The organism is Candidatus Binatota bacterium, from assembly GCA_012960245.1.
In the GTDB taxonomy this organism is placed as follows: domain Bacteria; phylum Desulfobacterota; class Binatia; order UBA1149; family UBA1149; genus UBA1149.
In genome coordinates, this window is the sequence record DUBO01000050.1 from 173,774 (window position 1) to 195,542 (window position 21,769).

The 21,769-nt window shown below is 63.5% G+C and carries 16 protein-coding genes; 14 read left to right on the forward strand and 2 right to left on the reverse strand.

Annotated elements, in window-relative coordinates:
• From mfd to EYQ35_09605, 9 genes are all read left to right on the forward strand, one after another.
• Positions 1–3,660, forward strand: coding sequence for a transcription-repair coupling factor (gene mfd / locus EYQ35_09565; protein HIF64383.1), 3,660 nt, complete (start codon positions 1–3; stop codon positions 3,658–3,660).
• Positions 3,536–4,588 carry a hypothetical protein gene (locus EYQ35_09570; protein HIF64384.1) on the forward strand — a complete coding sequence of 351 codons (1,053 nt, stop codon included), beginning with the start codon at positions 3,536–3,538 and terminating at the stop codon, positions 4,586–4,588. Before mfd ends, EYQ35_09570 begins: the two co-directional genes overlap by 125 nt.
• A gap of 20 nt (positions 4,589–4,608) precedes the next feature.
• Positions 4,609–5,550, forward strand: a complete 942-nt coding sequence (gene pdxA / locus EYQ35_09575; protein ID HIF64385.1) for a 4-hydroxythreonine-4-phosphate dehydrogenase PdxA — start codon at positions 4,609–4,611, stop codon at positions 5,548–5,550.
• A gap of 34 nt (positions 5,551–5,584) precedes the next feature.
• Positions 5,585–6,958, forward strand: a complete 1,374-nt coding sequence (locus EYQ35_09580) for a phosphomannomutase/phosphoglucomutase (GenBank protein ID HIF64386.1) — start codon at positions 5,585–5,587, stop codon at positions 6,956–6,958.
• Between the two features lie 8 nt (positions 6,959–6,966).
• The gene (gene uvrA, locus EYQ35_09585) at positions 6,967–9,798 is read left to right on the forward strand and encodes an excinuclease ABC subunit UvrA (GenBank protein HIF64387.1); all 2,832 of its coding nucleotides are present in this window, start codon (positions 6,967–6,969) and stop codon (positions 9,796–9,798) included.
• Between the two features lie 101 nt (positions 9,799–9,899).
• Positions 9,900–11,108, forward strand: coding sequence for an IscS subfamily cysteine desulfurase (locus tag EYQ35_09590; protein HIF64388.1), 1,209 nt, complete (start codon positions 9,900–9,902; stop codon positions 11,106–11,108).
• Complete coding sequence (locus EYQ35_09595) at positions 11,105–11,419, forward strand: iron-sulfur cluster assembly accessory protein (protein ID HIF64389.1); 315 nt, start codon at positions 11,105–11,107, stop codon at positions 11,417–11,419. Before EYQ35_09590 ends, EYQ35_09595 begins: the two co-directional genes overlap by 4 nt.
• 219 nt (positions 11,420–11,638) lie before the next feature.
• On the forward strand, positions 11,639–12,094 hold the full coding sequence (locus EYQ35_09600) for a hypothetical protein (GenBank protein ID HIF64390.1): 456 nt from the start codon (positions 11,639–11,641) through the stop codon (positions 12,092–12,094).
• Between the two features lie 43 nt (positions 12,095–12,137).
• Positions 12,138–12,461, forward strand: coding sequence for a hypothetical protein (locus tag EYQ35_09605; GenBank protein HIF64391.1), 324 nt, complete (start codon positions 12,138–12,140; stop codon positions 12,459–12,461).
• Positions 12,462–12,467: 6 nt separating this feature from the next.
• Here the strand turns inward: EYQ35_09605 and EYQ35_09610 are convergent, their stop codons facing one another.
• Positions 12,468–13,223: a VUT family protein gene (locus EYQ35_09610; protein HIF64392.1), complete on the reverse strand. Its 756-nt coding sequence runs from the start codon at positions 13,221–13,223 to the stop codon at positions 12,468–12,470.
• Between the two features lie 90 nt (positions 13,224–13,313).
• Here EYQ35_09610 and EYQ35_09615 point away from each other — a divergent pair, with 90 nt between their 5' ends.
• Positions 13,314–14,783 (forward strand): leucyl aminopeptidase, encoded by a 1,470-nt coding sequence (locus EYQ35_09615; GenBank protein ID HIF64393.1) that lies wholly within the window; start codon positions 13,314–13,316, stop codon positions 14,781–14,783.
• 22 nt (positions 14,784–14,805) lie between these two features.
• Here EYQ35_09615 and EYQ35_09620 read toward each other — a convergent pair whose 3' ends face one another.
• Positions 14,806–16,113: a CCA tRNA nucleotidyltransferase gene (locus tag EYQ35_09620; protein HIF64394.1), complete on the reverse strand. Its 1,308-nt coding sequence runs from the start codon at positions 16,111–16,113 to the stop codon at positions 14,806–14,808.
• 104 nt (positions 16,114–16,217) lie between these two features.
• Here EYQ35_09620 and selA point away from each other — a divergent pair, with 104 nt between their 5' ends.
• The 4 genes from selA (at position 16,218) to EYQ35_09640 (ending at position 21,738) form a co-directional block, all read left to right on the forward strand.
• Entirely contained in the window at positions 16,218–17,642 is a 1,425-nt protein-coding gene (gene selA / locus EYQ35_09625) for an L-seryl-tRNA(Sec) selenium transferase (protein HIF64395.1), read from the forward strand.
• Positions 17,639–19,555: a selenocysteine-specific translation elongation factor gene (gene selB, locus EYQ35_09630; GenBank protein ID HIF64396.1), complete on the forward strand. Its 1,917-nt coding sequence runs from the start codon at positions 17,639–17,641 to the stop codon at positions 19,553–19,555. Before selA ends, selB begins: the two co-directional genes overlap by 4 nt.
• A 40-nt stretch (positions 19,556–19,595) precedes the next feature.
• Entirely contained in the window at positions 19,596–20,675 is a 1,080-nt protein-coding gene (gene selD / locus EYQ35_09635; GenBank protein ID HIF64397.1) for a selenide, water dikinase SelD, read from the forward strand.
• A gap of 91 nt (positions 20,676–20,766) precedes the next feature.
• Positions 20,767–21,738: a hypothetical protein gene (locus EYQ35_09640; protein ID HIF64398.1), complete on the forward strand. Its 972-nt coding sequence runs from the start codon at positions 20,767–20,769 to the stop codon at positions 21,736–21,738.
• The last annotated feature ends 31 nt before the right edge of the window (positions 21,739–21,769 follow it).

Below are 21,769 nucleotides of genomic sequence, written 5' to 3' on the forward strand. Positions count from 1 at the left end.
TTGGCACCTTCGCCGTCCACCTCGAAGCTGCGCGAACGGCTCGCTGAAGAACTTCGCGACCACGCCGAACTTCGCTGGCGAATACAGGGGCTGGGTCGTGGGGCGGCCGCCTGGGTCGCAGCCCGCCTGCTCGAACAGATCGAACGGCCCGCGCTTGTCATAACCGCTACGCCGGTTGCGGCCGAGAGCATGGTGGCCGACCTGGCCGCGTTGATTGGCGAGACCGGGCAGGCGGCTTTCCTTGAGCGCAGGGTACACCTGTTCGCGGCTCCCGAGGCGCCGCCGCTCGAAATGGTGTCTCCGTCCACCGAGGTCATGGCTGCACGCACGGCGGCATTGTACCAATTGGCGGCAATGAAGGCGCCGGTCGTCGTGGCTTCGGTCGAAGCACTGGCCTTGCGGTCGGCTCCGCTTGCGTCATTGCGCGACTCGACCCTGTACCTTTTACCGGGCGATGAACTCGAGCTCGAGCAGGCAAGGGTCACGCTTGACGGGCTTGGCTATCGCAGGACGGGCAGCGTTGAAGAAACCGGCGAATACGCGGTGCGCGGTGGCATAGTCGACCTCTGGCCGCCCGGCGGCGCTTACCCCTGCCGGCTTGAATTGTTCGGAGACGAAATAGAGTCGATGCGATTTTTTGATCCCGCCGACCAACGCTCTTTCAACGAGACCGAAGAGCTCGCCGTGCTCCCGGTGACTCCGTTTTCGTTGCAAAAGATGGCGTCGACCGAGGCCAGGGCGGCCGTGGCCGAGAGGGCCGAAGAGCTGCTGCTGCCGTCGGGCGAACGGCGCTTGCTCGACGACGCGATGAAGGCGGCGCGCCCCTTTCCGGGCTACGAGCTCATGCTGCCAGCCGCGTGCTCGCACACTGAGTGGATGGCTGGTGCGCTGCCGGCCGACGCGGTCACGGTGGTGCTCGACCCACCCTCGGTGGAGCAGGCGCTCGAGGAGCAGGTGGACAAACTGGCCGAGGCAGCCGAAGTCGCCCAGGCTGCGGGCGGGTTTTTTCCCGAACCCCACGCGCTTTACGCCGACCGTGGTGAGCTGCACGAGTTGCTCGCTCGCCGTCCCTTGCTCGAGCTGGACCTGTCCGAGACGCTGGAGTCTTCGGGTTCACCGGGCGATCGCAGCTGGAAATTGGAAAGCTCGGGCAACGCGATCATCACGAGCGCGCGTGCGCAGATGCGCGCCGGTGGCGCGAGGCAGGGGTTTGGACCGGTGGCCAGGGAACTGGTCGCGGCCCGTGCGTCGGGCTCGAGCGTGATCGTGACGGCCAGCGATCACGCCCAGGCCGGCAGGGTCGAGCACCTGCTTGAGCTCGAAGGCGTTGAGGGGGTAGCGCGTTTTGAAACCCTGGTAGAGGCGCTCGAGGGCGACCGCGAGCAGCTGAAGATAGTAGAAGCTCATCTCGAGTACGGCTTCCGTATGCCAGCCGACGGCCTCGTGCTGGTCACAGACGAAGAAATCTTCGGGCAGAAGCGTCAACATCGTCGCCACCGTCGCGTTTCGCCGGCGCGCGTCATGACCGCGCTTGCCCAGTTGGAGCCCGGCGGCTTCATGGTGCATGTGGACCACGGCATCGGCCTCTACCGGGGGCTGAAGCACATCACCGTGGCCGGCAGCGAGGGAGACTTTCTGCACCTGGAGTACGCCGGTGGCGACAGGCTCTACCTGCCGGTCGATCGTATAAACCTGGTCGAAAAGTTTTCTGGCGCCGGGACCTCGGAGCCCCAGCTCGATCGCCTTGGGTCTACTTCCTGGCAGCGTACCACCAAGCGCGCACGCGAGTCGGTCATGGTCATGGCCGCCGAACTGCTCGAGGTGGAAGCGTGGCGATCGGTGCACACGCGGCCGTGCTTCGTGGAACCAGGGGCTGACTTCGAGGAGTTCGAGGCGCGGTTTCCTTTCGAAGAAACCGAGGGCCAGGCCCAGGCCATACGTGACGTGGTCGACGACCTGCAACGCGAAGTGCCCATGGACCGCCTGGTTTGCGGCGACGTTGGTTTCGGCAAGACCGAGGTCGCCATGAGGGCCGCGTACCTGGTGGCCATGGGAGGCCGGCAGGTGGCGATACTGGTACCCACAACGGTGCTGGCACGGCAGCACTACGAAACCTTGCGCGAGCGTTTCAAGGACTACCCGTTACGCATAGGCATGGTGTCCCGGCTGGGCTCCAAGGCCGAGAACGCGCTAGTGCTCGAGCAGCTGGCCGCTGGCACCATGGACATGGTGGTGGGCACCCATCGCCTGCTTCAGAAAGACGTTAACTTTGCCCGGCTGGGCATGCTGGTGGTGGACGAAGAGCACCGCTTCGGGGTGACCGCCAAGGAAAAACTCAAGCGCCTGCGCAAAGAGGTCGATGTGCTTACGCTTTCGGCCACACCCATACCCAGGACGCTGCAGATGGCCATGGGGGGGGTGCGGAATCTCAGTCTTATCGAAACCGCTCCCGTCGATCGCCTGGCCGTGCGCACCTACGTCTCGCGCAAGGACGACGGGCTCATCCGGCAGGCCATCCTGAGGGAACTCGGCCGTGGCGGCCAGGTGTTCTACGTGCACAACCGCGTGAGTTCCATAGCCGCGGTGGCCAGGCGGCTGGAGGAGCTGGTGCCCGAGGCTCGCGTCGCGGTGGCTCACGGGCAGATGAACGAGCATGAACTCGAGCGCGTGATGGTCGACTTCGTGGCCGGTGACACCAACCTGTTGTTGTGCACCTCGATAATCGAATCGGGTCTCGACATCACCAACGCTAACACGATGCTGATCAACCGGGCCGATACCTTCGGCCTGTCGCAGCTCTACCAGTTGCGCGGCCGCGTGGGCCGCTCGCACCGGCGGGCATATGCGTACCTGATGATATCGGGTGAGAAGCCGGTGACCGAGGAAGCCGCGCGTAGGCTGGACGTGCTCAAGGAGCTCGACGAACTGGGTAGCGGCTTCAGGGTGGCGGCCCACGATATGGAGATACGCGGCGCGGGCAACCTGCTCGGGCGAGAGCAGTCGGGCCACATGATGGCCATCGGCTTTGACCTCTACATGCGCATGATGGAAGAGGCCGTGCAGGAGCTCAGGGGCCAGCAGGTCGGCCCGTCGGTTGAGCCTGAGATAGATCTTGGCGCAGATGCCTATCTGCCCGAGTCTTATATCGAGGATGTGGGCGAGCGCCTGCTGGTGTACAAGCGGCTTGCCAATGCCTCGGGCAGGCACGAGATAGAAGCGATGTCCGAGGAAATGGCCGATCGTTTCGGCCCCCTGCCCGATCCCGCCGACAACCTCCTGCGCGTGATGGCCCTTCGTCCGGCGCTCAAGAAGTTGGCGGTAGTGGGGCTGAAGGCCGGCGCAGGCGTGGTCACGGTGCGCTTGCACGAAGATTCGCCCGTGGACATTTCCTCCCTGGTGGCCATGGTTGCCGACGAGCCCCAGGCTTTCAGGCTCAAGCCGGACGGCTTGCTTTCGGCGAGGCTTCAAGGTGGCGGCTGGACAGAGACCGTGGACGAGATTGAGAAGTTGCTGGAAAAGCTGTTATCTCTGGTTGATGCTGATGTTCAGGCAACGGGTGACCAAGCAGGATCGCAGGATCCCGACGGCAGGCCTAACCCTGGCGGTGCTGGTGGCGATGGCAATAAGCATCGCCCTGCCGCCAACCTCGGCCGCGGCTGATACCGCGAGCGGCGCGTCGTCGGGCACGCGGTTGCTCAATGCGGTCGTGGCCAGCATCGACGGCCAGGCGGTGACCCTGCGCGACCTCGAAGAGTTTGAGCGCACGCGCGCCATGTTCATTCCTCCCAAGGCCCGCGACACTCGGCAGAAACGCCTCGATGCCCTCGTGCAGACACGCATGTACCGGCTCGAGTACGAATACGGCGGCATGGAGGCCTCGGATGCTGACGTCGAAAAGTACATAGCCAACGTACTCGAGCAGACCGACAGCAGCCGCGAGGACCTGGTGGCCACTCTCGAGGGCCTGGGCCTGGGCTGGGAAGACTACTTTGAACGCATGCGCGAAGAGGTGCTGCGCCTGGCCCTGATCAACCGCGAAGTGAGCTCTCGGGTGAGCGTGACCCCCGAGGAAATCGAACGCGCATGGGCGGCCGACTCTTCTTACGATCTGCCGGCGAGGGTGGAGATCGCGCAGATTTATCTTCCCCATCCCGTTGGTGACTACCTGGAGGACAAGCTCGAGGCGCGACGTGAACTGGCCGAGAGGCTGCACGCGGAGCTGGGGCGAGAGAGTTTTGCAGACGGGGCGCGACGGCATTCGGCCGGGCCCACGGCTGCCGACGGCGGTCATCTGGGCGTGTTCAGCCGGGGCTCGATGTCGAACGAATTCGAGGTTGTGATTTCTTCGCTGCGCGAGGGGCAGATCAGTCGTCCCTTTGAGGCCGCCGGCGGCCTCAACATGATCCACCTGGTCAAAGAGCATCCGCAGGGCCGGGTAGCCCTGGAAGATGTAAGTGAGGAGATCGAGATGGATCTATACAACGAGGCCATGGACAGTCGCTTTCAGCGCTTCACAGTCAAAGACCTGCCGCAACGCCACTACGTCCGCAAAATGCTCGGGGAAGTAGAGGAACTCGCCGCGCGGTGAAACCTGTCCTGGCTGTGAGCATGGGCGATCCGGCCGGTATAGGCCCGGAGGTCCTGCTGTCGGCTGCTGCCCGTCCCGGCGTGGCCAGAGCCTGTTCGCTCGTAGTGTACGGGGACACCGCCGTGCTGGCCGAGGCCAGGCGCGCACTGGGCATGTCGGCTTCCGCCGCGACCGCCATCACCCGGGTCGAGGAAGTGACAGCGCTGAGGCTTCGCGGGAAACTGCCTCGGCCTTCTGCCAGGACCGGCGAGGCGGCATTTCGTTACCTTGATGCCGCCGCGCGGGCAGTACAGTTCGGCCAACACGACGCCCTGGTGACCGCGCCCATAAACAAGCAGTGGCTCAATCGTGCGGGCCATCGCTACGACGGCCACACCGGTTACCTTTCGCAGCTCGCGGGTAAGCCGGCCACGATGATGCTCGTCGGTCGTCGGCTGCGCGTGGTGCTGGCCACGACCCACGTCGCTCTTTGCAAAGTTCCCGGGGACCTGGACGAGGGCGCGCTGGTGGACAAGGCCCTTACGAGCAGCGAACACCTGCGACGGTTTCATAGCCTTGACCGTCCGCGGATGGCGGTGGCAGCCCTCAACCCCCACGGGGGTGAAGGCGGGCTGTTCGGCGACGAGGAAAAAAGAGTTATCGCGCCCGCCGTGCGGCGCATGCGCAGGCGCGGGTTGGACGCTGTGGGCCCGCTGCCCGCCGATACCCTGTTTGCGCAGGCCGCGAAGGGAAACTACGATGTGGTGCTCTGCATGTACCACGATCAGGCTCTTATACCTTTGAAATTATTGGACTTTGGTCGGGCGGTGAACATAAGTATGGGTTTGCCCTTCCTGCGTACGTCCCCTGATCACGGTACGGCCTATGACCTTGCTGGCAGCGGCGAGGCCGACGCGGGGAGCATGGCCGGGGCCATGCTGATGGCTGCACGCATGCTGAAAAGCGCGCGCCGGAAAGGCTGACGATGATAAGCAGACGGAAGGTTGGAGTAGAGCGATGAAGATGAACCCGGAAATATTTCGCGAGTACGACATACGTGGGATAGCAGGTAAAGATTACGACGACGCTTTCGTCGAGGCGCTGGGCCGTGCTTACGGCACCTACCTGCAACGCAACGGTATCACGCGCGCCGCAGTGGGTCGGGACTGCCGACTGAGTGGCCCCACCTACCACCGCATCATGAAGTCGGCCCTGCGATCGACGGGGGTCGACGTGATCGACATAGGCGAGTGCCCCACCCCGTTGATGTACTTCACCGTTTTTCATCTCGATCTCATGGGCGGAATACAGGTCACCGGCAGCCACAACCCGGCTGACCACAACGGCTTTAAAATCTGCAAGGGCAAATGGACCATACACGGCGACGAGATCATGGAGCTCAGCCGCATCATAGAAAGCGGCGACATGATGCGTGGCGACGGGACCGAGGAGAGTTACCCCATCATTCCTGCGTACCAGGGATACCTCGAAGAGCAGTTCGGGCGCTGCGGTGAGGGTGTAAAGGTCGTAGTCGATTCCGGTAACGGGACTGCCGGGCCCGTGGCCCCGGCGGTGTACCGAGCGATGGGTTGCCAGGTCGTCGAACTTTTCAGCGAGCCGGACGGCTCGTTTCCCAATCATCACCCCGACCCCACAGTGGAAGAAAACGTGCGCGACCTCGTGGCCGCGGTCCTCGACGAAAAGGCCGATCTCGGAATAGCCTTTGATGGTGATTCGGACCGCATCGGCTTGGTTGACAGCGAGGGGCGCATCATCTGGGGCGACGAAATGCTGGTGGTATTCGCCCGCGACATACTCGAGGCCAATCCCGGCGCCACCGTGGTGTCCGAGGTCAAGTGCTCGCAGAGACTCTACGACGACATAGCCGACCGCGGCGGAAAGGGGATCATGTGGAAGGCGGGGCACTCGTTGCTCAAGGCCAAGATGCGCGAGACCGGCGCCCTGCTGGGCGGCGAAATGAGTGGCCACCTGTTTTTCGCGGACCGCTATTTCGGTTTCGACGATGCCATTTACGCCGGTGCCCGCATGATCGAGATCCTGGCGCGCAGCAGGGTGCCGCTGTCGGAGGCTCTGTCGGATCTTCCCCACGCGGTTTACACCCCCGAGATAAGGTTGGACTGCCCGGACGCCATCAAGTTTAAACTGGCCGATCGCGCGCGCGATCGTTTTCGCGAGAAGGGGTGCGACATCATCGACGTTGACGGGGTCAGGGTGCGTTTTGAAAACGGTTGGGGCCTGGTCAGGGCTTCCAATACCCAGCCCGTGCTCGTGCTTCGCTTCGAGGCTGACAATGAAGAAAACCTTTCGGCGTACCGCAGTTTCGTGGAGGATGAGCTCTCGGCCCTTCGCGCCGAGCTCGAGGATGCGTAGGCCGCCGGGTGGCAGACCAGATCATCATTCGTGGTGCGCGTGAGCACAATCTTCGCGACATAGACGTCACCATTCCGCGCAACAGCATGGTCGTGCTCACGGGCCTGTCAGGCTCGGGCAAGTCGTCGCTGGCCTTTGACACCATCTACGCCGAGGGCCAGCGCCGTTACGTTGAATCGTTGTCTGCTTACGCCAGGCAGTTCATGGACCAGGCCGAAAAGCCCGACGTCGATTCCATAGAGGGGTTGTCGCCGTCGGTAGCGATCGAGCAGAAAACCAGTGGCCGCAACCCGCGCTCCACGGTCGGCACGGTCACCGAGGTCTACGACTTCATGCGCTTGCTGTTTGCCAACGTGGGCCGCCCCTTCTGCTACGGCTGCGACCGGGAGATCTCGGCGCAGAGCGTCGGGCAGATCGTCGACAGGGTCATGGCGCTGCCTCCACGCACACGCATAGAGGTGCTCGCGCCCGTGGTCCGAGATCGCAAGGGAGAGTATCGCAAGGAACTGGCCGACCTCAGGCGCAGGGGCTTCGTGAGGGCGTGCATCGATGGCGAAATGGTCGAGCTCGATCCAGGTCTCAAGCTGGCCCGGCAGCAGCGACACACCATAGAAGTCGTCGTTGACCGCCTGATAGCCCGCAAGGGAATAGAGCAACGGCTTACCGATTCGGTGGAAGTGGCGCTACGGCTCGCGGACGGCAACCTCGTGGTTCGCAGCTCAAAAAAATCTGACGACAAGAGTGACACTCACGGTTTCAGTCAACGCCACGCTTGCTCGTACTGCGACCTGTCGTGGCCCGAGGTCGTGCCGAGGATGTTTTCTTTCAACAGTCCGCAGGGAGCGTGCCCGTCCTGCAACGGGCTGGGCCGAGCCACGCGCATTGATTATGCCAAGCTTATTGCCGATCCGACGGTGTCGCTTGAGAACGGGGCGTTACCCGCATGGAACAAGCGTCTGCTGAAGAAATACGCGTCGGCCATACGGAGCATAACCGCGCATTTCGGCTCCGAGGCTTCGACGCCCTTCGGGGAGTTGCCCGACGAGGCCCGCGAGATGCTGCTGACTGGGAGCGCGGGCATGGCCATACACTCAATAACAGCGGCCGGCAAGACCGGCGTGCGCCCCATGCGAAGCTTTCCGGGTATCGTGCCGATAATCGAGCGGCGTTACCGGGAATCTGAATCTGATTTTGTTCGCTCAGAACTCGAGCGTTACATGTCGGAAAACAGCTGCGAGGACTGCGGGGGGACCCGGCTGCGAATCGAGGCGCGGCACGTGCGCATCGGGGGCAAGGGCATTCACGAGGTCTGCGCGATGTCGATCTCCGACGCGCTGTCTTTTTTCTCGTCGCTGAAACTCACCGCCGCCGAACGACGCATAGCAAAAATGGTGCTGCGCGAGGTAGAGGAGCGGCTCGGATTCCTGGCCGACGTGGGGCTGGTATACCTGTCGCTGGACCGCGCGGCCGCCTCCTTGTCGGGGGGCGAGAGCCAGCGCATAAGGCTTGCAACGCAGATAGGTGCGGGCCTGTCGGGCGTGCTCTATGTGCTCGACGAGCCGTCGATAGGCCTGCACCCGCGCGACAACGGCAGGCTGCTCAAGAGCCTGCGCGGGCTCACGGAGGCGGGTAACAGCGTGATCGTAGTCGAGCACGACGCCGACACTATGGTAGCGGCTGACCACGTTATCGACATGGGCCCGGGAGCCGGCCGTCTCGGTGGGACGATAGTGGCCGAGGGGACCGCCGAGGAACTCAAGCAGGACGTCAGCTCACTTACGGGCGCTTACCTCGCCGGGCGCGAGGTTATAGCCATGCCGGATAGTCGCCGCCCGGGCAACGGAAAGAAACTCCGCTTGCTGGGCGCGTCGGCCAACAACCTCGACGAGGTCGACGTGGAGTTTCCGCTTGGCACCTTCACCTGCGTGACTGGCGTGTCGGGCTCGGGCAAGAGTTCGCTGGTCATTGATACCCTGTACGCCGAGCTAGCCCGCCGCCTGCACAAATACCAGGGCGAAGTGGGGGCAATGAAGAAACTGGAAGGGGTGGAGGCGATAGACAAGGTCATCGACATCGACCAGGCGCCGATCGGCCGAAGCCCTCGCTCAAACCCGTCGACTTATACCGGCCTGTTCTCCGACATTCGCACGCTATTTGCGGGGGTGCCCGAGGCACGCATGCGTGGCTACGAAATCGGCCGTTTTTCTTTCAACGTCAAGGGTGGCCGCTGCGAAACCTGTGCCGGCGATGGCCTGCGCAGGGTGGAGATGCATTTTCTGCCCGACGTGTTCGTCACCTGCGACGTGTGCTCGGGTAAACGCTACAACCGCGAGACGTTGCAGGTTCGTTACAAGGGTCGCACGGTGGCCAACGTGCTCGACATGACGGTGGCCGAAGCGCTGGATTTTTTTGAGGCTGTACCAGCGGCGAGGCGTAAGCTCGAGACACTCGCGGCGGTGGGCCTCGATTACGTGCATCTTGGCCAGCCGGCCAACACGCTCTCGGGTGGCGAGGCCCAGCGCATAAAGCTGGCAAAAGAGCTGGCGCGAACCGCTACCGGCAGCACTTTTTACATCCTCGACGAACCGACAACGGGCCTTCACTTTGCCGACGTGCGCAAGCTGCTCGAGGTGCTCAGCCGGCTCGTTGAAGCAGGCAACACTGTGGTAGTGATCGAGCACCACGTTGACGTGATCAAGACAGCAGATTACGTCATCGACATGGGCCCTGACGGCGGCGACGGTGGTGGGCGCGTGGTGGTGGCTGGCACCCCCGAACAGGTGGTAGCCTGTCCCGAATCGCACACCGGTAAGTGTCTCGCGCAGGCCGGTGTGGGCTGAAACTTTGCTCGCCTGTGGCGCCTTGACTGGCAATAATGCCTTGAATAACCGGCACTTGTGCGTAACATATACATGATAAGCGGGCCGCGACCCGTGACACTATGACCACCCGAAGCGACAGGACTGTCTACCTGGACAACCAGGCCACCACGCAGGTAGATCCGCGCGTGCTCGAAGAAATGCTGCCGGCCCTCGGCGGGGTCTACGGCAACCCGGCCAGTCGCAGTCACCGCCTGGGCTGGGAGGCCGACGCGCTGGTTGAAACCGCCCGGGAGAGGGTGGCTGATCTTATTGGCGCCCAGCCGGGCGAGATATTGTTTACCAGCGGCGCCACCGAGTCCGACAACCTCGCCATAAAAGGCGCCCTGCCCTTTCTGCGTGAGCGTGGTTGCCACGTGATCACCGTGGCGACCGAACACAGGGCCGTGCTCGACCCCTGCCGCCAACTCCAGGACGAAGGGCTCCTGGAGCTTACGACGCTGGGCGTGGACGAGCAGGGCATGGTCAGCGTGGATGAGCTGCGAGCGGCGCTGCGCGACGACACCGTGCTGGTATCGGTGATGCAGGCCAACAACGAGATCGGTGTAGTGCAGCCGATCGCCGAGCTGGCGGCCGCCGCTCACGAAAAGGGCGCGCTGTTTCACTGCGACGCCGCGCAATCGGTGGGCAGGATGGCCGTTGACGTGGCCCGGCTGGGCGCCGACATGGTCTCTGTTTCTGCGCACAAGTTATATGGTCCCAAGGGCGTGGGCGCATTGTACCTGCGCAGAAGTGGCCGCCGGGTTCGCCTGCAGGCCCAGCTCCTGGGAGGCGGCCACGAACGCGGACTGCGCTCGGGTACCCTCAACGTGCCGGGCATAGTGGGGCTGGGCATGGCCTGCCGCCTGGCCGGTGAAGAATGGAAGGGCGAAGCCCAACGCGTACTGGGGCTCAGGCAGCGCCTGGCCTCGCGGCTGTTCGCCGGCCTGGACCAGGTGCAGCTCAACGGCCATCCGGAGCATCGACTGCCCGGCAATCTCAACCTGAGTTTTGCCTGTGTGGAGGGCGAATCGCTTATGATGGGCCTGCCCGACGTCGCGGTTTCATCGGGCTCGGCCTGCAGCTCGGCCAGCATGGAGCCCTCGTACGTCCTGCGCGCGCTCGGTCGCAGCAGCGAGCAGGCGCACTCGTCTATTCGTTTTGGCGTTGGCCGTTTCAATGACGAATCGGACATAGATTTTGCGGCTGATCGAGTGATAGCCGAGGTTGAACGACTGCGTAAGCTGTCGCCGCTGTATCGGCGCGAAGAACAGGAGGTTGCAAGCGGATGAACATAAGCGACAAGGCTGCTGAAAGGATAATCGGCCTGGTTGAAGAACCTGGGCCTGCCGACGGTCTGAGGATCCGGGTTACCGGTGGTGGATGTTCGGGCTTGCAGTACCGGATAAAGCTCGACGAAGAGAAGAAGGGCGACAAGGTGTTCGAAAACGGCAGTGCAAAATTATACATTGACCGCCGCAGCTTCCTGTACGTGAATGGCAGCACCGTTGATTTCAGCGATGATCTCGTAAATGCCGGTTTTAAGGTAGAAAATCCGAACGTTAAGAGCACCTGCGGCTGCGGCGAGTCCTTCGTAGTCTGACATCTGCGGCTACAGCCGTTTGCGAATCACGCACAAGCGGCGTGAGATAATTGCAATCTTGGGCGGGCTTGTGTCATGCTCAATGTGTTGTAGCCCGGTTGAGCCGGGCTAGCAGGAAGTGGTGGAGCCGCCCCTTGGGGTGGGTCGCATCGGTGGAGTGGAAAAGAGAAGCGGACCCTAGGTGGTGCCGTTTTCTCGTGAGTGGCTGGGAGGTGTGCGATGGTGGAAGCGGAACGTACTCGTTACGAGGCTGAGGAGCGTCTTAACGATCTTTTTGAACCCGATGTCCTGTTGCCGGGGCAGTATTTTGCGGCGCTGAAGCGAAAGAGTTTTCGTTGCGGCGAGCATAGGCTGGTGGTGGCAATACTGCAGGACGGCGTCGAGTGTTTTCAGAAACACATCCACGCTCGTGATACCAAGCGGCGGCAGCTTTTTGTTGACGCCGAGGCTTGGGTATCCGACGTCGACAACTGGGATACTTTTTCGTTCAACAACGTAGCGTCGATGCTGGGTATCAATCCGGTGTATGTGCGCGAGGGCATGCTGGCGTGGCGCGACGCCGAACGCACCCGGAAGCGGACCCGTATCCTGGCCGAGTCGATGCAGGAGATGACGTTGGCCCGACTCTCCTCGGCGGCGGAGCCCGAGTACGCGCCGATGCAGGCCACAGCCTGAATCGGCTCCACGGGTGTTGGCCTTTTGAGGCAGGGGGCCCGGGATGCCTTATACCACCCGTATAGATTGTCCTGACTGTGGGCGGCCGCTTATCCGCAAGGGAGGCGGCCGCTGCTCTGCTTGCGGGGCATCGATAAGCGCCCACGTTGCGCGCGCGCGTCTGCGCGAAAAGCGCATAGAACAGGTCACCGCCGCTATTGCTACCGTCCTGGTCCTGGCCCTGTTCCTGTGGGCCGGTGGTGCCGGCCTCCTTGAAGGCATACTGGTTTACGCCGTGGGGGGGCTCGCGGTGTGGTGGTGGGCCAAGGGTACCTTCTGGAGTCGACGGCTGCCGGCCGATGACGAGGCCGATGACGAGGGCGACTGACCGTTCTCAGTCCTGTTGGCTGGGGTCCAGCTGCAGGTAGTCACCCAGCCAGGCGACTGCAATATAGAACGGGCCCGTGTCGAGCAGCGCTATCGTGAACTTAAAAACGTAGGCCGAGCTTATGAATACAAGCAGCTGGGCGGCCACGGGGCGCGCAGGGTCTATCGGCAGGGCGCCGGCCCAGTAGTGGGTGATCGTAATCACGGCCACGCTGTCCACCAGCTGGCTCACCATGGTCGAACCGTTATTTCTCAACCACAGGTGGCGCCCGTTGGTGAGCCGTTTCCAGAAATGAAACAGCTGCACGTCTATCAACTGGGCGGCCAGGTAGGCCACCATCGATGCCGTGACGGCGCCGAAGGCGAGTTCGCGCAGCCCGAAAAACACTTTGCTGGCGTCGCCCTCCCCCGCCCCGGGCAGCACGCCACCGAGCCAGAGGATGAACACGACCCAGGCGTTGAGTCCCAGGCCGGTCATGACCACGGCGTTGGTGCGACGCTTGCCGTAGAACTCCGACAACAGGTCGGTACATAGGAAGGTCAGCGGGTAGGGCAGCACGCCGACGGCCAGGATCATGGGTACGGTTATATTTACGAACGGCAGCGTGAAGGACAGGTCAATGAAGCGGGTGATGCCGAGTAGGTTGAGCATCGTCAGGGTGCCGAGAAAAAAACCCGACAACACGAGAAAAACGTTTTCCCTGCGCCTGCTTATCGTTGTCGTCAGCTGGGAGGCCGTCGGATCCTTGGAGCTTGGGAACATAGCTTGCATCTGTAGCCGCGAGCAGCCCACCTGGCAAGCCGGGCGTTGACCGGGTGGTGGGGCTGAAGTAAACGAAACTGCGGAGGAACACTGGTGAAAGTAATAATCGGAACGGGTAAAGCTGGAGAATTGAAGGATGACCTTCTGGTCATTCCTGTATCGCTTGGTTCAGAAACGGCCGGTGCGGTGCGTGAACTGTCGGCCGAGGGCAAGCGCGCTGTTGCGCGACGGGTGAAGATGACGGCCTACAAGGGCTCGTCGGGGGCCAGGCTGCTCGTGCAGTTGGCCGACCGCGACGTGCTGCTGGTGGGTATCGGCGGTGCCGACGACAGTGACCTCGAATACCTGCGGCGTGCTGCGGCGCGTGGCCGCGCGGTGGCGGGCGAGGTACGGGCAAAGAGGGTCGCCATCTGTCTTTCGGGTGCCGTGCGTCCCGAGCGCGTCAAGGCGGCCATAGAGGGCTTCACGCTGGCGGGTTACCGCTTTGATCGCTACCGTTCGGGCGACAAGAGCAGCTACGCGGGTCCCTCGAGGCTCACCGTTAACGGCACGCGGCTGAAGCGCGACGCGGCCAGCCGCAAAGCCGTAAGCGAGGCTGGCGTCGCGTGCGAATCGGTGGCCCTGGTGCGCGATCTCGTAAACGAGATGTCGAGCGTCAAGACGCCCTCGTACCTTGTAAAGACCGCGCGCTCGATCACCCGCGGCACGGGGATACGTTGCGAGGTCTGGCAGGGTAAGCGCCTGCAGGACGAGGGCATGAACGGCATCATTGCGGTGTCGGCCGGCAGCGCCGAGCCTGGCGCGTTCCTGCGCATGACTTACAAGCCCAGTGGAAAGCCGCGCGCGTGCGTGGCCATCGTCGGCAAGGGTGTGACCTTCGATTCAGGTGGCCTTTCGCTCAAGCCGGCCAAGTCGATGGAGTGGATGAAGCAGGACATGTCGGGCGCAGCGGTAGTGCTGGGCGTCATGAAGGCCTTGCCCGCGCTGGCCCCGCAGGTTGAGGTTCGCGGTTACATAGCGGCCGCCGAGAACATGCCCGGGCAGGGGGCCCAGAAGCCGGGCGACATCATCACCTACCGAAACGGCAAGACTGCCGAGGTACTCAATACCGACGCCGAGGGCAGGCTGGTGCTGGCCGACGCGCTCTGCGTGGCCTCCGAAGATAAGCCCGACTGCATAATCGACCTGGCCACTCTCACCGGCGCGTGCATGGTGGCGCTGGGCAGCAGCGTGGCCGGTGTCATGGGCAACGACCAGGCACTGGTGGACGAACTTATCGCGCATGGCAACCAGACCGGCGAGCGCATGTGGCAGCTGCCCTTGGTTGAGGACTACCGATCCGACATCAAGTCGAGCGTGGCTGACATCAAGAACATCGGCGCGGGCTACGGCGGCACGATAACCGCGGCCATGTTCCTCGAGGCTTTCGTAGATGACGTGTCCTGGGCTCACATCGACATAGCCGGACCCGCCTTCGCCGAGAAGCCGGCGCCCTACGCGCCGCGGGGTGGCACTGGCTTCGGCGTTCGCGCGCTGCTGTCCTACCTGGCGAAGATCTAGCTGCGAGCCGCGACGGGGGCGCTTAGTCGAGCAGGCCGCGGAGCAGCTCGAGCGCCTGCTCGCGTGTTTCCAGCTGGCCTTCGAGTTGGGCGTCTTCGACGGTGGCCAGCAGTTCTTTGAAACGTGGGCCGGGCTTCATACCCATCTCCACGAGATCGTGGCCCGTGACCAACGGTGCTGGCTTGATGACTTCTTCGGGCAGGTCGCGCAGCGAGTCGCTGCAGAACTGGTAATCGCCCAGGTCTGAGCTCGAAGACGTGCTGTCCATGCGCACCAGTTCGAGTAGTTCTTCTATTCCGTCCTGGCCGAGGAAGCGCTTCAACGTGGACTGCTTCATGTCCCTGGCGCTGCAGTGGCGCAGGTGCTGATCGACGAGAAACGATACCCTCTCGATGGTGGCGTTACTCATGCGCAGACGGCGGCATATGGATTCGGCCATGCGGCTGCCGTCGCGGGTGTGGCCGTGGAAGGTGTGTCGTCCGTCCCTGATCACGTGGCAGGGCGGTTTGGCGACGTCGTGCAGCAGGAGGCCGAGCGCGAGCGTTGCCGTGCAGCCGGCCTCAAGCTGCTCTATGCAGGCCAGCGTGTGTACGTAGACGTCGCCCTCGGGATGGAAGTCGCTGTCCTGCTCGACGCCTTTCATCGCCGTGATTTCGGGTAGCACGATCTCGAGAAGCCCGGCCTCGTCCATGAGTTCGAAACCGCGCCTGGCCGATCCTTCTGTAAGTACGCGCACGAGTTCATCGGCTATGCGTTCGGCCGAAACCAGTTCGAGCGTATCGGCGTGATCGCGCGCGGCCTGCATGGTGGCGGGGTCGATTTCGAAACCCAGGCGTGCCGCGAAACGCACGGCTCGCAACATGCGCAGCCTGTCTTCCGAAAAACGTTTGACCGGGTCGCCGACCGCCCTGACCAGGCCGGCCTCGAGGTCACGCTTGCCGTTGTTGTAATCGATGATTTCATCGGTGAGCGGGTCTTCGAACATCGAGTTGATGGTGAAGTCACGGCGATCGGAGTCGGCGTGGGCGTCGGCGAAGGTAACCGTTTCGGGGTGACGGCCGTCCAGGTAATCGCCATCGCTGCGGAAGGTGGCTACCTCGAAGGAGTAGCCCCGGTAGTTCACGACCAGGATTCCGAAACGCCGGCCAACGGCAATGGTGCGATCGAAGATGGACTCCACCTGCTCGGGCCGGGCCGAGGTGGCAATGTCGTAGTCTCCCGGCTCGAGGTTGAGAAGAACGTCGCGGACGCAGCCCCCGGCAAAAAGGGCCACGTGGCCGGCGTCGACCAGCTTCTGGACCAGCTCAGTGGCTGTGGCGCGCAGCGACATGCGTGGATGCTTTCACGCGGCGCCGTCCAAGGTCAAGCGAGGGCAGGCCGCCCTCCCCTCCGGTCCGTTTGTCTGGCGGGTGGGAAAGGGGCAGATTACCGGCCGTGGCTGCGCGTTCAGACAAACTCGCCGATCTTCCCTCTGTGGACAGCGTTCTCGCGGGCTCGCGTGGGAGGTCGCTGCTCGAGCGCTGGTCGCGCACGGCACTGGTCGAGGCTACCCGGAAGGTCATCGAAGCCTTGCGGCGCGTCCTGCTGGCGCAGGAAGAGCTGGCCGACGAGGAGCTCAGTGCCGACGCTGTTGGCCTGGCCGCGGCCGCGCTGCTCGAGTCGGGCGAGCGGGCCGCGCCCGCCGAGATGGTAAACGCCACCGGGGTTATCCTTCACACCAACCTCGGGCGCGCTCTGCTCGCGGACGAGGCTGCCGAGGCAGCGATGCGGGCCGCCACCGCGCCCTGCGCCCTGGAGTACGATATAGACAGCGCCGGCCGCGGTGACCGGGATTCGATCGTCGAGCAGCACCTGGTCGCGCTCACCGGTGCCGAGGCCGCGACGGTGGTCAACAACAACGCCGCCGCTGTCCTGCTCACCCTGGCTTCGCTGGCCGAGGGCCGCGAGGTACTCGTGTCGCGCGGCGAACTGGTAGAGATTGGTGGCTCGTTTCGCATCCCCGATGTCATGGTCGCCAGCGGCGCGGTGATGCGAGAAGTGGGCACCACCAACCGTACCCACCTGGCCGATTACGAACAGGCCCTTGGCGTTAATTCGGCCATGCTGCTCAAGGTGCACCCGAGCAATTACCGCGTGGAGGGTTTTACCTCGGCCGTGTCCATAGCCGAGCTGGCCGGGCTGGCGTCGGAGAGGCCTGGCCTGCACGTGGTCGAGGATCTCGGTTCGGGTGCTCTGCTCGACCTGTCGCGCTGGGGATTGCCCGGCGAACCGCTCGTGGCCGACAGGCTGCGCGCGGGCGCCGACCTGGTGACCTTCAGTGGCGACAAGCTGCTGGGCGGCCCGCAGTGTGGCATCGTGGTCGGCCGTCGAGATCTCGTCGAGCAACTGCGTCGCAGTCCGCTCAAGCGCGCGCTACGCTGCGACAAGATGACCCTGGCCGCTCTCGACGCGACACTGAGGATTTATCGCTTCAAGCCCCAGCCCGAAAAACTCGTGCCAACACTGGATTTTCTTTCGCGGGACGTTCAACTGCTCGATGAACTCGGGGCAAGGGCCACCGAGCTCGTGGCGGGCTGGCTGGGTGAGGATTACAGCGTGGAGTTACAACCTTCGCGCGCGCGCGTGGGCAGCGGTGCGCAACCGGGCGTAGACATAGAGTCGAGGGCCGTGGCCGTCACTTCGCCTTCCGAAAGCGCCGACAGCATTGCCCGCAGGTTCAGGGAGCTTCCGCGACCGGTCATCGGGCGCATAGAAGGCGACGTGTTTCTGCTCGACCTCGCGGCGGTCAAAGACGCCGAGTCTCTCGTTGGAGAAGGCTCCCGGGCAGGTGGCAACCGGCGGTCAACAGGCGGCAAGTGAAAGCGATCGTAGGCACTGCCGGGCACATTGACCACGGTAAGTCGGCGCTGGTCAAGGCGCTCACGGGGGTCGAAACCGACCGCCTTCCCGAGGAACAACAGCGGGGCATCTCGATAGAGCTGGGCTTTGCCTGGATGGAACACCCATCGGGAGGACGCGTCGGGCTGGTCGACGTGCCGGGACACGAACGCTTCATCAGGCAGATGCTTGCCGGCGCCCAGGGTTTTGACCTCGTGCTCATGACAGTGGCGGCCGATGACGGTGTGATGCCGCAGACCGAGGAACACTTTGACATCGTCCACCTGCTCGGAGCCCGGGCGATGATTTTCGTTATTACCAAGTGCGATCTCGCCGACGCCGCTCGCATTGCCGACGTGCGCGAAGAGATACAGATACTCGCCGCCGATACGCCGTTTGAAAACTCGGTCGTACAAGAGGTGAGCGCGCGCAGCGGAGCGGGCATCGAAGAGCTACGTGCCGTCTTGTTTACCGGCCTCGAACAGCTCGAACGTCCCGACCGACCGGGGGTGTTCCGCATGCCTATCGACAGGTCCTTTGTTCTCAAGGGGCACGGCACGGTCGTTACCGGTACGGCGGCGGGTGGCTCGCTCGCGCCGGGTGACGAAATAGTAGTATTGCCGGGGAGGGCCGGGGGCCGGGTGCGCGAGATACAGGTGCACGGAGAAAAAGTAGACCGGGTCTGGGCCGGACAGCGCGTTGCTTTGAACCTGTCGGGTGTAGACCGTTCGCAGGCCGGGCGTGGCGACACCGTGGCGACACCTGGCGTGGAGATAGAGACCGATCGCTTCGACGCCCTGGTCGAACTGCGCCCCTCGGCTCGCAACCCGGTGGCGTCGCACGAACGCGTGAGGATCTACGTGGGCACCGATGAGCTGGCCGGGCGCGTGCTCTGGCTCGACGGTGTCGAATCGCTCGAGCCACGCGGCAGGGCATGGGCGCAGCTCGTGCTTTCGCGGCCGGCCATTGTGCTGGCCGGCGATCGCTTCGTGATCCGCGATCAGACGGCGGCCCGCACCCTGGGTGGTGGCAGCGTGGTGTTGCCGCGAGCGCCCCGGCATCGCCCCCGCGAGAGCGGGGTCGGGCAGAGGCTGTATACCATGATGAATGGCTCGCCGCTGGAACGCGCGCTCGCCTATCTCGATGCTGTTTCTTCGCTGGGGGCTTCGCCCGCGGAGCTGGCGATTTTTCTCGGCGTAGAGCCGACGGAACTCGTTGCCATGACGGGCGAGTCGTTGGTCATGCTCCCCGACAGTAAGAAGGCCCAGCTGGTGGTCAGCACGGCCGGCCTGGAGGCTTTTCGCGATGGCCTGGTTGAGAGCGTTGGCGGCTGGTTGTCCGACAACAAGGACGCGGGTGGGCTGGAGTTGGAGCAGCTCCGGCGGGAGAGCGGTGGCGGGGTCGGCGGGGACACCCTGGACGCAAAGATTTTTCGCGTGATTGTCGACGAGATGGTCGCCGGCGGAATACTCGAGCGGGCCGGTAGCCGCGTGCTCTTGCCCGGTCACCGGGCCGAACTCGACGAGGGCGACCAGGCGCTGGCCGACCGCTTGTGTGGCCTGCTGGCCGAGGCGGGCTGCACGCCCCCGTTTGCGGGTGACCTGGCCGACAGCCTGGGCACCGAGCGCCGGCGCCTGGCCGGCATCGCCAGGGTGCTCGAGGAGCGCGGCCTCGTGGTGCGCGTAAGCCCTGATTTTATAGTAGATGCGGCGGTGGCGACCGGGCTCGAACAGCAGCTGAAAGACTTCCTCGCCGACAACGAGAAGATCACGGCGGCGGGTTTTCGCGACCTCATCGGCGCGTCGCGAAAATACTCTATTCCGTTGCTTGACTACTTCGACCATTCTGGTGTTACAATCCGTTCGGGTGACTACCGGCTGCTGCGCGAACAGTGAAGGCATAGCGGCGGCTACGGTTGGGCGAGGAGAGTTCTTCATGGCAAAGAAAGCGAAGACTGCCAGGGGTCGCGAGACAGTGAGGCTCACCGAGAAAGCGCGGGCCGGTGGTTGAGCTTCCAAGCTGGGTCCGTCGGACCTGGGCCGGATACTGGGTGGCCTACCGGGCAACGATGATCCTCGCCTGCTGGCGGGTATGACCGACAGCGAAGACGCGGGGGTCTACCGGCTGCGCTCGGACCTGGCGTTGGTGACGACCGTGGATTTTTTTACTCCCATGGTCGACGACCCCTACACCTTTGGCCAGGTGGCGGCCGCCAACGCCATGAGCGACGTCTACGCCATGGGTGGTCGGGTCGTAACGGCTCTCAACATAGTTACCTTCCCGCTCGGCGAGATGGGTAGCGAGGTGCTGACAGCCGTACTGGCGGGCGGAGATGAGAGAGTGCGCGCTGGAGGCGGCGTGGTCGTCGGTGGCCACACAGTGGAAGACAGCGATCTCAAGTACGGCATGGCGGTGAGTGGGCTTGTCCACCCCGATCGTATCGTGCGCAACGGTGGCGCGAAGGCTGGAGACCTGGTGGTCCTGACCAAGGCGCTGGGCACCGGTATCGTCTCGACTGGCATCAAGCAGCGCAAGACCACGCAGGCCGAAGAAGAAGCGGTCTCTAAATCAATGGTGGAGCTCAACGACATCGCCGCTTCGCTGATGCTGCGTTACCGGGTGCACGCGTGTACTGACGTCACCGGGTTTGGGCTGGCTGGACACGCTGCCGAAATGGTGGCTGCCTCGAGCGGCGTCAAGATAGTATTCGATTCGACTGCATTACCGCTGCTTCCGGGCACTGCGCGCCTGGCCGAGGCTGGCTTCACCACCGGCGGTGCCCGTCGCAACCGCGAGTTCCTGGGGGGTCGCCTGTCGCTGGGGCGCGACGCGGAACCGGCGACCGTAGAAGCCCTGCTTGACCCCCAGACCTCGGGAGGCCTGCTCATGGCGTTCGGACCCGACGATGCCCACCAACTGGTGGAAGCCCTGCACGACCGCGGTCTCAGGCCCGCCATCGTCGGCGAGGTGCAGGCGGCCGGTCCGCGCACACGCAACAGGGTGACACTGAAGTAACGTCATTTCAGTGTCGGACCTGGCCCCGCGGCCGTGTATACTATTTGCTGCTCCTGCATGTATTCAAGAGACAGGGGCAGAGGAGACAATAATGTTTATTGCTACAGCTGGTAACGGTTCGGGTTTCAGGAGTTCGCGCGGGCAAGCGCTTGCGGCAATTATGGCAGCTGTTTTTGTGATCGCTGGCTGTGGCGGTGGTGAAGAGGCCTCCAACAAGGGACAGGCTGAGCCCTCGGCGATGGCGGAGCAGGCAGACAGCGCGGCACTCGCCACTTACAACGGCAAGTCGTTCAGCGAATCGGACTTTGAAGCGCTGCTCGACAAGCTCAACACCAAAGCCCGCATGTCGCTCAACACCTTGGACAAGAAGGTCCAGTATCTTGAGAATCACCTGGTGTCGGAAATAGTATTCGACGAGGGCCAGGCCCGCGGCTACGACCAGGACCCGGCCATACGGCAGCAGGTAGGAGATCTCGAGCGCAGGCTGGTCGTGCAGAAAATGATGCGCGAGAGCCAGGCGGCCACGGTCACCGAGGACGAAGTGCGCCAGTACTTTGTCGACCATAAGGCCGAGTTTGCCACCAACCGGGTGCGCGTGAGCCACATACTGGTGGCCGAAGAAGAACTCGCCGATGAAATACTGGCCAGTATTGAAGCTGACGGCGACGCGTTTGCCGAACTGGCAGCCGAGCACTCCACCGACCGGTCAAACGCCAAGCGTGGCGGTGACCTCGGGTTTTTCGGCAGGGGCCGTATGGTGCCGGAGTTCGAGGAGGCCGCGTTCGGACTCGGAGAGGACGGGCAGCTCGTGGGCCCGGTGAAGACACGCTTCGGTTACCACATCATACGCCGCACCGGTTATGAAGACGGCGCGCAGAAATCATTTGATGACGTCAAGACGCAGATACGGGTTCGCCTGGTTAACCTGAAGCGGCGCGCTGCGACCGACGATTTCATAGCCGCGATCAAGGAAAAGTCGGGGCTCAGCATTAACGCCGACATCCTTGCCGGCGACGAGGGCGATGACCTGGAGTCGGGCGAGGCTTCGCAGATCGAAGAGTAACGCTTCGTCGTCCGGGCGCTCCGGGCAGCGC

Coding starts and splice junctions, on each gene's coding strand:
- EYQ35_09570 (HIF64384.1), top strand. CDS start 3,536: ATGCTGATGTTCAGGCAACGGGTGACCAAGCAGGATCGCAGGATCCCG.
- pdxA (HIF64385.1), top strand. CDS start 4,609: ATGGGCGATCCGGCCGGTATAGGCCCGGAGGTCCTGCTGTCGGCTGCT.
- EYQ35_09580 (HIF64386.1), top strand. CDS start 5,585: ATGAAGATGAACCCGGAAATATTTCGCGAGTACGACATACGTGGGATA.
- EYQ35_09590 (HIF64388.1), top strand. CDS start 9,900: ATGACCACCCGAAGCGACAGGACTGTCTACCTGGACAACCAGGCCACC.
- EYQ35_09595 (HIF64389.1), top strand. CDS start 11,105: ATGAACATAAGCGACAAGGCTGCTGAAAGGATAATCGGCCTGGTTGAA.
- EYQ35_09600 (HIF64390.1), top strand. CDS start 11,639: ATGGTGGAAGCGGAACGTACTCGTTACGAGGCTGAGGAGCGTCTTAAC.
- EYQ35_09605 (HIF64391.1), top strand. CDS start 12,138: ATGCCTTATACCACCCGTATAGATTGTCCTGACTGTGGGCGGCCGCTT.
- EYQ35_09610 (HIF64392.1), bottom strand. CDS start 13,223: ATGTTCCCAAGCTCCAAGGATCCGACGGCCTCCCAGCTGACGACAACG.
- EYQ35_09620 (HIF64394.1), bottom strand. CDS start 16,113: ATGTCGCTGCGCGCCACAGCCACTGAGCTGGTCCAGAAGCTGGTCGAC.
- EYQ35_09640 (HIF64398.1), top strand. CDS start 20,767: ATGTTTATTGCTACAGCTGGTAACGGTTCGGGTTTCAGGAGTTCGCGC.